This window comes from Paenibacillus sp. OSY-SE (assembly GCF_000283315.1).
Taxonomy (GTDB): domain Bacteria; phylum Bacillota; class Bacilli; order Paenibacillales; family Paenibacillaceae; genus Paenibacillus_B; species Paenibacillus_B profundus.
Map to the genome: position 1 here is coordinate 171813 of NZ_ALKF01000200.1, position 12948 is coordinate 184760.

At 46.7% G+C, this 12948-nt stretch carries 14 protein-coding genes and 2 pseudogenes; 10 read left to right on the forward strand and 6 right to left on the reverse strand.

Translation table 11 applies throughout. The features are described 5' to 3' along the window. Window positions 1-11: 11 nt before the first annotated feature. The 4 genes from A372_RS0126800 to A372_RS0126810 all read left to right on the forward strand — a co-directional run bounded on the left by A372_RS0126800 (window position 12) and on the right by A372_RS0126810 (window position 2734). On the forward strand, window positions 12-245 hold the full coding sequence (locus A372_RS0126800; RefSeq protein ID WP_019424012.1) for a hypothetical protein: 234 nt from the start codon (window positions 12-14) through the stop codon (window positions 243-245). A 29-nt stretch (window positions 246-274) separates the two neighbouring features. Continuing rightward, a complete protein-coding gene (locus A372_RS0126805; RefSeq protein ID WP_019424013.1) occupies window positions 275-1411 on the forward strand; it encodes a GerAB/ArcD/ProY family transporter in 1137 nt (378 codons plus the stop codon). Between the two features lie 104 nt (window positions 1412-1515). Continuing rightward, window positions 1516-1632 (forward strand): YjcZ family sporulation protein, encoded by a 117-nt coding sequence (locus A372_RS38835; RefSeq protein ID WP_233696833.1) that lies wholly within the window; start codon window positions 1516-1518, stop codon window positions 1630-1632. Window positions 1633-1786: 154 nt separating this feature from the next. Continuing rightward, a complete protein-coding gene (locus tag A372_RS0126810; protein ID WP_019424014.1) occupies window positions 1787-2734 on the forward strand; it encodes a Gfo/Idh/MocA family protein in 948 nt (315 codons plus the stop codon). Between the two features lie 192 nt (window positions 2735-2926). Here the strand turns inward: A372_RS0126810 and A372_RS0126815 are convergent, their stop codons facing one another. Continuing rightward, a complete protein-coding gene (locus A372_RS0126815; protein ID WP_026011314.1) occupies window positions 2927-3229 on the reverse strand; it encodes a hypothetical protein in 303 nt (100 codons plus the stop codon). A gap of 135 nt (window positions 3230-3364) precedes the next feature. Here A372_RS0126815 and A372_RS37675 point away from each other — a divergent pair, with 135 nt between their 5' ends. Beyond that, window positions 3365-3532, forward strand: a complete 168-nt coding sequence (locus A372_RS37675; RefSeq protein WP_019424016.1) for a hypothetical protein — start codon at window positions 3365-3367, stop codon at window positions 3530-3532. A 318-nt stretch (window positions 3533-3850) separates the two neighbouring features. Here the strand turns inward: A372_RS37675 and A372_RS38840 are convergent, their stop codons facing one another. From A372_RS38840 to A372_RS0126835, 4 genes and pseudogenes are all read right to left on the reverse strand, one after another. Then, window positions 3851-4459: a Ger(x)C family spore germination protein gene (locus tag A372_RS38840; protein WP_237728615.1), complete on the reverse strand. Its 609-nt coding sequence runs from the start codon at window positions 4457-4459 to the stop codon at window positions 3851-3853. A gap of 12 nt (window positions 4460-4471) precedes the next feature. Next, a pseudogene (locus A372_RS39340) lies at window positions 4472-4561 on the reverse strand (hypothetical protein); the annotation flags it as partial. A 50-nt stretch (window positions 4562-4611) separates the two neighbouring features. Then, a pseudogene (locus A372_RS38850) lies at window positions 4612-4773 on the reverse strand (spore germination protein); the annotation flags it as partial. A gap of 179 nt (window positions 4774-4952) precedes the next feature. Beyond that, window positions 4953-5258, reverse strand: a complete 306-nt coding sequence (locus A372_RS0126835) for a hypothetical protein (protein ID WP_019424018.1) — start codon at window positions 5256-5258, stop codon at window positions 4953-4955. A gap of 528 nt (window positions 5259-5786) precedes the next feature. Here A372_RS0126835 and rpoD point away from each other — a divergent pair. From rpoD to A372_RS0126850, 3 genes are all read left to right on the forward strand, one after another. After that, window positions 5787-6659 carry an RNA polymerase sigma factor RpoD gene (gene rpoD, locus A372_RS0126840; RefSeq protein ID WP_036705433.1) on the forward strand — a complete coding sequence of 291 codons (873 nt, stop codon included), beginning with the start codon at window positions 5787-5789 and terminating at the stop codon, window positions 6657-6659. 210 nt (window positions 6660-6869) lie between these two features. Beyond that, a complete protein-coding gene (locus A372_RS0126845; protein WP_019424020.1) occupies window positions 6870-7829 on the forward strand; it encodes a ketopantoate reductase family protein in 960 nt (319 codons plus the stop codon). A 15-nt stretch (window positions 7830-7844) separates the two neighbouring features. Further along, window positions 7845-8795: an alpha/beta hydrolase gene (locus A372_RS0126850; RefSeq protein WP_019424021.1), complete on the forward strand. Its 951-nt coding sequence runs from the start codon at window positions 7845-7847 to the stop codon at window positions 8793-8795. 186 nt (window positions 8796-8981) lie between these two features. Here A372_RS0126850 and A372_RS0126860 read toward each other — a convergent pair whose 3' ends face one another. Then, window positions 8982-9773: an ABC transporter ATP-binding protein gene (locus tag A372_RS0126860; protein ID WP_019424023.1), complete on the reverse strand. Its 792-nt coding sequence runs from the start codon at window positions 9771-9773 to the stop codon at window positions 8982-8984. 551 nt (window positions 9774-10324) lie between these two features. Between A372_RS0126860 and A372_RS0126865 the strand changes: the two genes are divergently transcribed. Both A372_RS0126865 and A372_RS38855 read left to right on the forward strand, forming a co-directional pair. Continuing rightward, the gene (locus A372_RS0126865; protein ID WP_036705436.1) at window positions 10325-11899 is read left to right on the forward strand and encodes a catalase; all 1575 of its coding nucleotides are present in this window, start codon (window positions 10325-10327) and stop codon (window positions 11897-11899) included. A gap of 250 nt (window positions 11900-12149) precedes the next feature. Next, on the forward strand, window positions 12150-12948 hold a 799-nt coding region (locus A372_RS38855), incomplete at its 3' end, for a hypothetical protein (RefSeq protein ID WP_019424025.1).

Sequence of the window (12948 nt, forward strand, 5' to 3'; positions counted from 1 at the left end):
GAGCAGACTCCATGTTGGCAAGTATAGGGATACTATTGATTGTCTTCGTAATTATATCTATCGAAGTTCCTGCTCTGGTGAAGAACGGAACCAAGCAAGAACTGCGCGTATTTTGGGTGCTGCTTGCAATCGGAACGTCCCTTGGCATTGCATTAGGATTTAAGATCGATATTCCGAACCCGCTGGACTGGATTGTGGCAGTGTACAAGCCGGTAAGCAGCCTGATATCCAGGTTATTGCAATGAAAAATGAAAAATGAAAGGAGCAATGATAAATGCCAGCGGACGAAAATGGAAACATATCGGTACGTCAGTTCACGATACTCGTGTTTCTATATTCGGTAGGGACTACGATATTGGTCATTCCATCAAGTCTGGCAGAAGTGGCTAAGCAGGATGCATGGATTGCCGCGGTTCTTGGTGTCGGACTAGCTTTGCTATTAGTAAGGTTGTATAGCGCTGTAGGGAATTTGTTTCCCGGTCTGACCTTGATTGAAACGAACGAGCAGCTGCTCGGAAAGTGGTGCGGCAAGGCTGTTTCGCTACTGCTCGTCTTCTTTGCATTGATTACCGCATCAGAATTGTTATATTTCATGGGGACTTTTATGACGACACAAATCATGCCGGAGACCCCAATCCAAGCCATAAATATTTTATTCGCGCTTGTCGTTATTATGGGGGTGCGTCTAGGCTTGGAAGTACTTGCTCGCTCAGCAGAAATACTGTTCCCATGTTTTGTTGCTTTATTTTTGGGTTTAATTCTATATATTGCTCCTCAGATTGAGATTCGCAACATCCAGCCTGTATTCGAAACGGGAATAAAGCCGTTAATCTTTGCAACTTTACTATTTATAAGTGTATTTTCATTACCTGCTGTCTTGTTTTTAATGGTCTTTCCTGTATCGATCAATGAACCGCAAAAAGCTCAAAAGGCATTTTACATCGGTACTCTCTTAGCCGGAATCGTATTAATCCTTGTAATCGCATCATCTATATTGGTGCTTGGAGCGGATACTACGTCGCGGCAGATGTACCCAAGCTACGTATTGGCCAAAAAAATAAACATTGGTAATTTCTTGCAGCATATTGAAGTGATAGTCGCTATCATGTGGTTCATTACGATTTATTTGAAAATGGCCATATATTTTTATGTGTCGGTCAAAGGTCTGGCGCTAATATTGCATTTGAAAGAGTACCGGCCGCTTGTGATGCCGATGGGCCTAATTTTAGTTGCATTCTCCCTAATTGTCCATCCCAACATCGTTCATTCCAATGTCTATAATAAGGAAACCTGGCTGCCGTTTGTTTCAACCTTCGGATTTGCGCTTCCGTTGCTTTTGCTGGCTGCGGCATCGTTTCAAAAAAAACAAAAGGTAACATCGTCAGACCAATGCTCCCAGGGGAGTGAATAAGACTGGGCATTTGAAAAATATGCATATTAGGCAATTCACCGAGTCAAGGACAAGCGAAACAGTAATACAATACAACGTATCTTGCTGGAAGGGAGGATTAAGCCATGGGTGAATGTGTAGGCGGAGTTGGATTTGGCAGTTGCGGATCTCTCTTTACATCAACAGGCGTAATTTTGGTGCTCTTTATTCTATTGGTTATTGTATCGCGCTGTTTTATTTAACAGCTATGTACGAGCGGCAAGGTACGCCAGCTGTGTGATTATCAAGCGGGAAGAAGGAGGGGGCCCCCTCCTTGGCGGATACTCCCCAGCCTCGACTTGGTTCGTTTTCATTTGTTATACTACGGTTACCCTAACCAAACTAGGAGGAACCGTCATGAAGAAACGAATCGGGATTATCGGGCTGGGGGATATCGCTCAGAAGGCGTATCTCCCCGTACTGGGGAAGCATGAAGGAATCGATATCGCCGGCATTATGAGCAGAACGCCGTCTACGGTAGAGAAAATCGGACAACAGTACCGTATCTCTGGCAGGTGCACGGATGTGAACGAACTGCTGCAATTGGATCTGGATGCTGTATTCATACATACGCCGACCGACACTCATGAGAACGTGGTGACGAATTGTCTGGAACGAGGCGTACACGTCTACGTGGACAAGCCGCTGTCTTACGATATCAATGCTTCCGAGCGGATGGCGGAAGCCGCATTGAAGCATGATAGATTGTTGGCTGTTGGATTCAATAGGCGCTTTGCGCCGATGTATCAAGAGGCGCGGGACTGGATGGAAGAAGTCGGAGGATTCGATCTGTGCATTGTTCAAAAGCATCGGACCAGACAGCAATCGATGTCGGCAGATAAGACATTGTATGATGATCTGATTCATATGATTGATCTTCTGTTGTGGTGTGGAGCCAAGCCATACGAACTAGCGTCATATATGCAGGAACAGGATCAAGAGGGAAGACTGCTGCATGCTGCAGGGAGCGTGGCTTTTTCGCGTTCGATGGCGCTGTTCAGCATGAACCGGCGAGCTGGGGCGGATGTGGAGCGGCTGGAATTGCATGGAGGCGGGAGAACAGCAGAGATTACGAACCTGGAATCTGCGGTCTGGAACGATCGGAACAGCGGTCAGCAAATAAGACGATTCAGCAGTTGGGACACGATTGGCTATCGCCGTGGTTTTGAAGGCGTTGTGAATCATTTCCTGCAATCATTAGACAATCCGAAGCATTGTACGATCGCAGCCGACCGTGTGATGGACACGCATCAACTGATCGAGAAACTGATAGAAAGTTATAAAAATAGTCAGGGTACTATATAAGTTGAACTATTGAATTTCTTGATTAGCGTTTGATACAGCTTCGTTACTTATCTCAAGATATTGGAGAGGCGATAATCTCTCCATTCGGCTCTTCCGATCACTCTCCCCTTCGGTCAGTCAACTAGTTCCGAAAAATTACCGAACCGGGGGAGTGAGGCTCTGCCATGAAAATGAAGAGCACTCATTCCTCGGCTACAACAGGTTAAACCGTTCTAAATGGTCGTGCAACCCGGCTTCAGCCAATATTTGCTGCTGCTTCGGTCCCATCAGGTCGAAATGGGGGAAAGGAGGACGATGATGAATGTACTTTGGGTTCAAGCCATGAGCTGCACACCACTCGGTCAAGCGTTGTAAATCACTGCAGCCTACCTTGGTTACGGTCTTGATGCCCGGAAAGCGATCGTCCAGCCAATAATGGGTCAAGTAGGCGAGTTCTCCCCGTTTTACGCGTTCTTTCCACACCGACAATTCTGTTCTTGTAATACCAAATGCCATAGCTTCATTCTTCTTTCTCATGAACGTAATCTCTTCTTATTATAACAAAGAATGCGCATCGAACATCTATGATTGCATCAATAAGCTTGTGTCATAACGGGTATCCTAATGTCAATAAAAGAAAGGAGGATATCCATGCCTGGAAAGAAAAATGTTGAATCCGACAAGAAATTCGTCAAGGAAGAGGCTGCATTACAGGAGCAATGTGTTACACCATCAATCGCTCAGGTTGATTCTCCCGCTGATTTACAACATGGGATCGTTGAAATCGCGGACAAGGACGAATATGTAGACGAACCATAACGGGATGAACCGGCTAAGCGTTCGGCTGTCGAAGATGCCTAATAAGGTTGAAAATGAAACAAATAGGGGTGGAGGGTGTCTGCTAAGAGAGCTGGCGATCGCCTTTGAATTCATGTCTCCAGAGCACATTCTTAACCAAATGCCATGGATTCAAAAGCAACGAAAGCAGCCCCCCACCATGCATGTTTCCTTTTGACTTCATTTTGGTCTCATAAATTTAACCGCCTGCACGTTCGATATTATTTTACGGCGCCCATACCAATTATTTTTACATTTACCTTCACATTAACCTCGGCGTCTTTGAACGCCTCGCCCCAGTTATCGATTCCGGGCATGTTTGTCCAGCAATGCTGTTCCGAGAATGATTATATCTTTTTCCTTACGTAGAACCGTCATGCTTGGCATGATGCCTTTTTCCTTCAACTGACGGTGGAATTCCTGCAAATTCGTCTTAGTCGTCTCGTTGCGGAAAACGGCTGTATCAATCAGATTGGACAGATGAAGCGGAAGCCGCGGCTTGTTGTTGGGGGAGAAATGAAGCACGTCGCTTACGGGACCTTCCACCAAGGCTATTCTTGCGGTAACCGTACTCTTCGTATCCCGGTAGAACGGGTCCAACAATGCCTCCCAGTTTCCTTGCTGAGCCAAGTGCTTGCCGATGAGCAGTATCTGAGTCTTGCCAGCGGATGTGCTTCCGAGCGCAAGCTTGTCGAATTCTTCTCTGGAGCGCCGCAACGTAGAGGCGGTAACTTCGAACTCTTCTTCATTCGTTTTTGCTTCCTTGTTGAATACCGGACGATGACATGTAGTTGATTGCGGGCCATCACGTAGGCGGGAACGACGAACAACAGCATAACCCAGGCCGTCCATGTTCTGGGCAGAAACCAGGCTGATCTTCAGCTCCCGGCTTGGAATATAGCGGCGCACAAGCGAAATGTTTTGTATTGCCGTTTCAACGAATCCCTGATGGGCTCCTTTGATGGATGCTTCGATTTGCGGATCCTCGGCAACGAAAAACCGTTGTGGGATTTAGAATCAAGGAGGGGACGGATGACATGTTGATTAATGGAATTCATATCTACCAATCCCTCTAAATAAACCAGAACTACAGAAGGGCCGGCTATCAGCTCGAGGCTGCGAATAACCAGATCCGGAGCGTGTGTAAATATTGTTTGCAGCCGTTCAACATTTATCTCGATTTGTTCATGTATCGTTCCGGCCTTACACGTCATGATTCTCATCCTTATGTTTGTTCATATGAGGGCAGTTTGTGTAAGAAACGCGTTTTTTATGCGGAAAATGGGGGGATGACCCGTTGAAGCACCTTTCACTTCAATGGGCCTGGAGGTAATATCGAGTTCTCCATATTGATCCGCAGCCAGCTCTGCGTCGATGTATTCGAAATAATACCATAGCTCAGTTACTTGCTCTTCTTGAGCTTGTTGGTTTCCTCCGTAACGACGAACGCCAAGTCTTCGTTGCCAAATAAGGACAAGACGCCAAGCAATGTATCAAAGGGAATGTCTCCAGCTTCTTCCTTGGCAACCGTCAATTCCATCGCTTCTTGCAACGCATGGTTTTCTCCTTGCTTCGGATAGGCGCGATGATATAACTCAGCGGGATCAAGGTCATGATTGATACACCACTGCGCGAACACAAGTATCATCATTTGTTCGTCTTGTTGGTAGTTTCGAATAATCTGTTCTTCGATTTCTTTCGTATTCATTGAGGATTCTCCTTGCAGCTAGTATTATGACTTCATTATAACGAAGGTTCAGGGAGGCGCACAATAAGAGAGGTACGTAGAGAACGATGAAATAACTTTAGGGATAGCTGAAAATAGATCGAAGGAGAATTTGAATATCATTCGTCAAAATAGATTAGATATTGGTGTAAAAGAGTTTCACCTCAACAATTGCTGTAGCACTCATTCATGTTGTACAATGACGAGTGTGCTCATGGATTCATCCGTAGCATCACAGAGAGGGTTGTTTCTTATAATCCATATGTATTTAATAGGTTTACCTAAGAGTTTCATATGAACCAATTAGGCTTAACTTACGTAGAATATAAAAAAAACCTTCTGCAAATGCGAGAAGGTGAAATTTAGGTGTTGATTTAGGCCCAAAAAAATGATAGAATAACGGATGCTATAAAAATAAATATAATTAATCAAAATCATACCACATTATAGGATTTTTGTCAAATATATTTTCAGTGCTGCAAGTAGTATATAGGGGGGAACTGGATTGTGATGAACGACCAACAAGAATACGACCTAACACTGCCGCCGGGGATTAAATTGGATGACCCCGTGCGTATGTATTTGAAAGAGATTGGACGCGTTCCACTCCTATCCGCAGAGGACGAAATTGACCTGGCTTTACGGATCGCACAAGGAGATGAAGAAGCCAAGCAAAGACTGGCTGAAGCGAATTTGCGTCTCGTCGTCAGCATTGCGAGACGATACATTGGTCGCGGCATGATGCTTCTTGATCTGATTCAAGAGGGCAATATGGGCTTGATGAAGGCAGTGGACAAATTCGACTATACGAAGGGGTTCAAATTCAGCACGTATGCGACCTGGTGGATTCGTCAGGCGATTACGCGTTCCATTGCCGATCAGGCCAGAACGATCCGTATTCCGGTACACATGGTTGAGACGATCAACAAGCTCAATCGCATTACGAAGCAGTTGCTGCAGGAGCTTGGCCGTGAACCGCTGCCAGAAGAGATTGCTAAAGAAATGGAGCTAAGCACGGAGAAGGTACGGGAGATCATGAAAATCGGACAAGATCCGGTATCGATTGAAACACCGATCGGCGAAGAGAACGACTCGAATTTGGGAGACTTTATCGTGGATCGTGAAGCGCTGGCACCGGCGGATGCCGCTGCCTATGAGCTGTTGAAGGAGCAACTGAAAGATGTGTTGGACACATTGACCGAGCGCGAGGAGAACGTACTGCGTCTTCGCTTCGGATTGGATGATGGGCGCACACGTACGTTGGAGGAAGTGGGCCACGTATTTGGCGTTACCCGGGAGCGGATTCGTCAGATCGAAGCGAAAGCGCTGCGCAAGCTGAGACATCCTAGCCGCAGCAAGCGATTGAAGGATTTCCTAGAATAATTACGAAGCTACACTTTACTTATATTTTGATGGGAACACGCCTGAAGCGCGTGTTCCTTTATTCATGTGTACGGGTGGCGTCAATGTTGCCGAGGAAGATGTTTGCTCAAGCGCTTCACGAGCTGTTGGATGACGGATTAATCAACCGTACGAAACACAGCGGGAAGATGCTTCGGATACGGTCAGCTCCATCGATGAGGAGGAGTTAGCATGAAGATATTAGTAATAGGCGCAGGTGTAATCGGTACGGCTTATGCCTGGGTTATTCATGAAGCTGGCTATGACGTTACGTTATATGTTCGGCCACACAAGCTGGAAGCGATGAGAGAAGTACATATTTCTTGCCTTGACAAGCGAAGAAAAAAACCAGTGCAAATCAACACCATCTACCGGCCAAAGGTGACGGATCAATTTACTTCTGCTGACGGATACGACCTCATTCTCGTCTGTGTGAAATATAATCAGTTGGAATCCGTGCTGCCAATGCTAGCGGAGGCTGCAGGTGAGGCCGATATTTTATTTTTCCAAAACATGTGGGAAATTAGGAAAAAGATCGAACCCTATCTTCGAGCTTCGCAATATTTTCTTGGTTTTCCGTCAGTAGGCGGAGGTAAAACAGAGAACAGGTTGGATTGTTTTCTCGAATCTAGCTTTGCCGTTCCGAATCTATTAGGTGAAGTCAATGGGGAAATAACACCGAGAGTGAAAGCAGCAGCGGCCATTTTCAAGCAAGCGGGATTTAAACCTGTAGTTTCAAAATATATGACCACTTGGCTCACTACACATTATGTGTGGGCAGCCTCATTTCTCGGCGGAGTCGTCAAGGCTGGGTCCGTAGAGGAATTTTCCCGTAATCCCGTATTCATTAAAGAGACTTATTTGGCCATGCGGGAAGGATTCCGGGTATGCCGACAAAAAGGGTTTGAGGTAAAGAAAGTTGCTCCTCAATCCTTGTACGATACACTGCCTTTGTTTCTGCTGACGATGGTTACCCGCAAGATGTTTCAACAAGAAGAAATGCAAAACATGCTGAAGGCTCATATCGCACATTCCCCAGATGAAATGCTCGGGATGTACTATGATGTACTCAACGACGGCCAAGCCAAAAACATAGAGATACCTTATTACATAGGCTTTAAAGACCATATCGACAAATATTTCACTCAATAAAGGAGGCGTTGACTGATGCCGCTCGATCATCAAACTCAAGCTTTTCTGGAGAAACTAAAAGGACAACCGCCGATTGAAAGTTTACCTCCTGCTATCGCAAGAGAGCTTCAACGACAAATGGGAATGCAAGCCGAATTATTGTCCGCAAAAGAAAAAATCCAGGTTGGAGCAGTTTCCGATCTTACAATTCAGGGTGCACATGGGGAAGTTCCGATAAGGATATATACACCAGCAATTGAGGGACCTCACCCCGTATTCGTCTATTATCATGGGGGAGGTTGGGTGCTTGGCGATCTGGACCGCTTTGATGATATTTGTCGCCGGGTAACGAAATCTTCTAACTGTGCCGTCGTGTCTGTAGATTATCCGCTTTCCCCTGAGAACAAATTCCCGACTGCAGTAGAAGCTGCCTACACAGCGGCGCAGTGGGTCTTTGACAATGCGGAACAGCTTCAACTCGATCCGAACCGTCTAGCGGTTGGGGGAGACAGTTCTGGAGGTAACTTGGCGGCAGTTGTCACTCATTTGGCCAAAGAAAGAAAAACGCTCAAAATTGCTTATCAAGTCCTGATCTATCCAGTAACCGATGCGTCTATGCAAACCGCTACATACAGGGAATTTGCCGAGGGCTATTTTTTGACCCGAGATCAAATGACATGGTTCTTTGACAACTACTTAAACAGTCATGAAGAAGAAGCAACGAATCCATGGGTCTCGCCTCTTTTATTTACTGATTTTACCGGCTTGCCGCCTGCGCTTGTCATTACTGCTGAATTTGATCCTCTGCGGGAGGAAAGTGAAGCCTACGCTGAGCGGATGAAGGAGGCCGGTGTGCCTGTCGTCTTGCATCGTTATGAAGGCACGATTCATCCGTTTGTCAGTTTTGCCGACGAAATCGATAAAGGAATAGAAGCGATAGAGGAAGTAGCTGATTCGCTGCGTACATTTTTCGGAGTTAATCGTTAATTGCTTGCACTACCCTTGTTGAGAACTTAAAAATGAAGTGAAAAGGAAACAAGAATGGTAGGAGTACCCGCTTCCGTCGCTGTTGATTCCAAGTCATTGGGATGAGACTGCGCGGGGATGACTTGGATTCAAAGGCGATCGCCAGGTCTCTCCAGCGGATACCCTCTACCTCGATTTGTTTCGTTTTCAATCCTCCAAATGCGGAACCCGGACATACACGCGCTGACGATGCTTCTCTACTACCACGGGAGCTTCAAAGAAATCACTCAATGTGGCTGACTCCATAATCCGTTCCGTCGCACCGCTATGGATGACCTCGCCCTGCCGCAGCAACAGTGTGTGGCTGAACACAGGGAGAATTTCTTCGGTATGGTGGGTTACATAGAGTAATGTAGGTGTCTGTTCCTGCTGCGTCAACTCATGAATACTGTCGAGCAGTCTTTCACGCGAGAACAGATCCAGCCCATTGCACGGTTCATCGAGAATCAAAATTTGAGGGTCGGCCATCAACGCCCGGGCAATCAGCACCTTCTGCTTCTCACCTTGCGAACAGGTCCTGAACTCGCGATCCCATAAGTGACCGCAGCCGAGTGTGCGCATCAGCGCTTCGGCACGGCTTGTATCTTCCTCTGACAATTGTTCATATAAGCCGATAGTGGCATATTTCCCGCTAATGACGACGAGCTGGGTCTTATCGGATCCATACAGCTTCTCCTGTAGGGAAGAGCTGACCCATCCGATGAACTTGCGAAGATCGCGCAAATCGACTTGGCCAAAACGATGGCCCAAGACGGATACAGTTCCTTGAGTCGGCCAGATATATCCGTTGATCATATTAAGAAGCGTCGTTTTCCCCGAACCGTTCAGTCCAAGCAGCGCCCAATGCTCTTGGAGCCCGACTTTCCAGCTGACATTCTTAAGCAATACATCCTTGCCATTTTTCCAATATACTCCCTGCATATCTATTACATGGTTCATCTTTCCTGACCTCTTTCTTATTGCATCAATTATCGGATAATGCATGTGTGTCTCTGACGGCGCCGCAGTCTATTCCATCTATCATAAAGAAGGTCCAGCAGTCTGTCGATATGAAAAGTGCTCATTGGAGCAAGAATTCGATCTGCAAGAGGTCGTTAACCGCTTCCGGCAGTGGACCTCGTCATTGCTCTTATATGGGTTCGAGGAGCCGCCTTGCGATGCATGAGACGGAAGGCCAAGTGCTTCAATATTTTATTTGCGAATCAACGTTCCTATCTTTCAGCAAAAAAAGTTTGCACAATTCTAACGGGAGAGAATCAGCAGTATAGTGTGTTGTGGGGTCAATACACCGTTACAGAGAACCGAGATATTGAACAGTGAATAATTCATTTCATATTACTTCAAAATAACACATGTCCCTACATTTACCATTTGCATGTCGTAAGGAGGATGAAGTGATGGACGATGAGAAGATGAACACAAATGAAAAAGAAAATGCGCTGGAACATGGCACTTCGGTAACGGGTGCCGGGGATGCGCTCGATGAGCGCATGGCGGAAGGAGAAGAAGCATCTACCCTGACGACCCGTCAAGGCCATCCTGTGAAAAATAACCAGAACATACGGACGGTGGGGAACCGGGGACCTGCAACGCTTGAGAATTACCAATTCATCGAAAAAATTACACACTTTGATCGTGAACGTGTTCCTGAGCGGGTGGTCCACGCACGAGGCACGGGTGCGCATGGGTATTTTGAAGCTTACGGAAAAGTCGGGGATGAGCCGGCTTCCAAGTATACCCGAGCGAAATTGTTTCAGGAGGCGGGTAAAAAAACACCTGTCTTTGTCCGCTTCTCAACGGTAATTCACGGTGGCCATTCCCCTGAAACGTTACGCGACCCGCGGGGCTTCGCAGTCAAGTTTTACACGGAGGACGGAAACTGGGACCTGGTCGGCAACAATCTTAAAATATTTTTCATTCGTGACGCGATCAAATTTCCGGATATGATTCATGCCTTCAAACCGGATCCGATCACGAATATTCAAGACGGTGAACGATTTTTCGACTTCTGCTGCAACTCGCCTGAGACGGTCCACATGGTCACATTCGTATACTCGCCATGGGGGATCCCGGCTAACTATCGACAGATGCAAGGGTCCGGTGTGAATACATACAAGTGGGTGGACAAAGAAGGACACGCCGTTCTCGTTAAATACCATTGGGAGCCGAAGCAGGGGATTAAAAATTTGACGCAAGCGGAAGCTGAAGAAATTCAAGGTAAAAACTTTAATCACGCCACACAAGATCTATATGAAGCAATTGAGTGCGGAGAATATCCCGAGTGGGAGCTGTTCGTACAAATATTGAGTGACGATGAGCATCCTGAGCTTGATTTCGATCCATTGGATGACACGAAAATATGGCCGAAAGATGAGATCCCGTGGTTGCCAGTTGGACGAATGGTATTGAATAAAAACCCGGGAAATTATTTTGCCGAGGTCGAGCAGGCTGCCTTTGGCACCGGAGTTCTTGTGGACGGCATGGATTTCTCGGATGATAAAATGCTGCAGGGGCGCACACTTTCTTACTCGGATACCCAGCGCTACCGTGTTGGTGCGAATTATTTGCAGCTGCCGATAAATGCGCCGAAGAAACGTGTGGCTACCAATCAACGTGACGGGCAAATGGCCTATTATGTGGATGCCGCTCCAGGCCAAAATCCGCATATTAACTATGAGCCATCTTCATTGAATGGATTGAAAGAGGCGCCGAAAACAGATAACGAGTACACGCCGCATGTGGAAGGGAAATTAGTTCGCGAAAGCATCGACCGAACGAATGATTTTAAGCAAGCAGGAGAAACCTATCGGGCATTTGATGACTTCGAGCGCGATGATCTCATCTTAAATCTCGTGAACACCATAAAAACGTGCAATTCCCATATCCAGGAGCGGATGGTCGAGTTATTTACGAAATGTGATGAAGAGTATGGGCGTCGAGTAGCTGAAGGACTGCAGCAATATGCGAATCAAGGTACGGCCAATCACGGCCCGATTGGCTCTGCGGATACAGGCGAAGCTGTCAAGGAAGCCGAGCGCAAAGGGCATCAGACAGATTCGTATTAAAATAGGAAGAAACGATATGACTTCGACGAAGCTGTTCATCCCGGCAGTAGTGAATGATTTTGGTTTTCTGTTCTGAATGGATATACAATGTCGCTCATCTATTGGTGATGAGCGGCTTTTTCGTTATACCACCCAAAGCTTTAGGGAGACCAAACAAATCTGGAGCGGAGAGGTGCCGGGGACGGATAACGAACATACAATATAAGATTAAATCAAAAATGAATTCTTCCGGCTAAAGAGGTGCTGATTCATGACATTGACACCGTTGCAGAGAATTGTGAGCTGCAGCAATAATGTGGTTACCGCACCCACCAGGGATGAGGCAACGGCAAGATTAATAGCAGGAAGTCCTCCGAATGCAGTGAATATAGGAAATGCAGCGGTTGTGTGGCCACATATAGAAACTTTTCAAAATGACAACAATCCTTGGTTTCACCAGGTTATGAATCCCGAATTCATATGGACGCAACATGGAGCCATCCCAGGAGAAAGCCGCGGGTTTGCGGCGGTATCTGTGCCGCTGCCTATCTTGCCAGGCGCAGATGAGCTCTCTTATCTTATCATTTTATCATTGTTTAGCGATAATGCATGCAGCTTGCGTATTTCATTGGTTGATGTTATGGGAAATCCAATCTCTCCGGTTGACCCGTCCCTACTTAATTTTGATTTGCAGGCAGGTTCTTTGAGAGCTGATGCCTCTTTGAATACAGATACAGAGAACCCGTACAATTGGCAGAAAATCCGATTTTATTCGGTACCTGCATCCTTTAATCCCGCAAGTGTTACTCCTGGATCCAAGTTTCTCTTTACATTTCAGGTTGTCAATTATCTTCATGACGGAGAAGGAGGAAACGCAGGCTTGGCGTTTATTGCGGACATATATCAGTTAGCCGAGCAATGGTATGAGTCCGGCGTTACCGGACCAACAGGTCCGACGGGTGTCACAGGGGCGACGGGTGACACAGGAGTGACGGGTGCCACGGGAGCGACGGGTGCCACGGGAGCGACGGGTGACACGGGAATGACGGGTGTCACGGGAGCGACGGGTG

Excerpts from the sequence above, each read along its gene's own strand:
- A372_RS37675 (WP_019424016.1), top strand. The coding sequence starts at position 3,365 with ATGCCTGGAAAGAAAAATGTTGAATCCGACAAGAAATTCGTCAAGGAA.
- A372_RS0126800 (WP_019424012.1), top strand. The coding sequence starts at position 12 with ATGTTGGCAAGTATAGGGATACTATTGATTGTCTTCGTAATTATATCT.
- A372_RS0126865 (WP_036705436.1), top strand. The coding sequence starts at position 10,325 with ATGGCGGAAGGAGAAGAAGCATCTACCCTGACGACCCGTCAAGGCCAT.
- A372_RS0126815 (WP_026011314.1), bottom strand. The coding sequence starts at position 3,229 with ATGGCATTTGGTATTACAAGAACAGAATTGTCGGTGTGGAAAGAACGC.
- A372_RS0126850 (WP_019424021.1), top strand. The coding sequence starts at position 7,845 with ATGCCGCTCGATCATCAAACTCAAGCTTTTCTGGAGAAACTAAAAGGA.
- A372_RS0126810 (WP_019424014.1), top strand. The coding sequence starts at position 1,787 with ATGAAGAAACGAATCGGGATTATCGGGCTGGGGGATATCGCTCAGAAG.
- A372_RS0126845 (WP_019424020.1), top strand. The coding sequence starts at position 6,870 with ATGAAGATATTAGTAATAGGCGCAGGTGTAATCGGTACGGCTTATGCC.
- A372_RS0126805 (WP_019424013.1), top strand. The coding sequence starts at position 275 with ATGCCAGCGGACGAAAATGGAAACATATCGGTACGTCAGTTCACGATA.
- A372_RS38835 (WP_233696833.1), top strand. The coding sequence starts at position 1,516 with ATGGGTGAATGTGTAGGCGGAGTTGGATTTGGCAGTTGCGGATCTCTC.
- rpoD (WP_036705433.1), top strand. The coding sequence starts at position 5,787 with ATGAACGACCAACAAGAATACGACCTAACACTGCCGCCGGGGATTAAA.
- A372_RS0126835 (WP_019424018.1), bottom strand. The coding sequence starts at position 5,258 with ATGAATACGAAAGAAATCGAAGAACAGATTATTCGAAACTACCAACAA.
- A372_RS0126860 (WP_019424023.1), bottom strand. The coding sequence starts at position 9,773 with ATGAACCATGTAATAGATATGCAGGGAGTATATTGGAAAAATGGCAAG.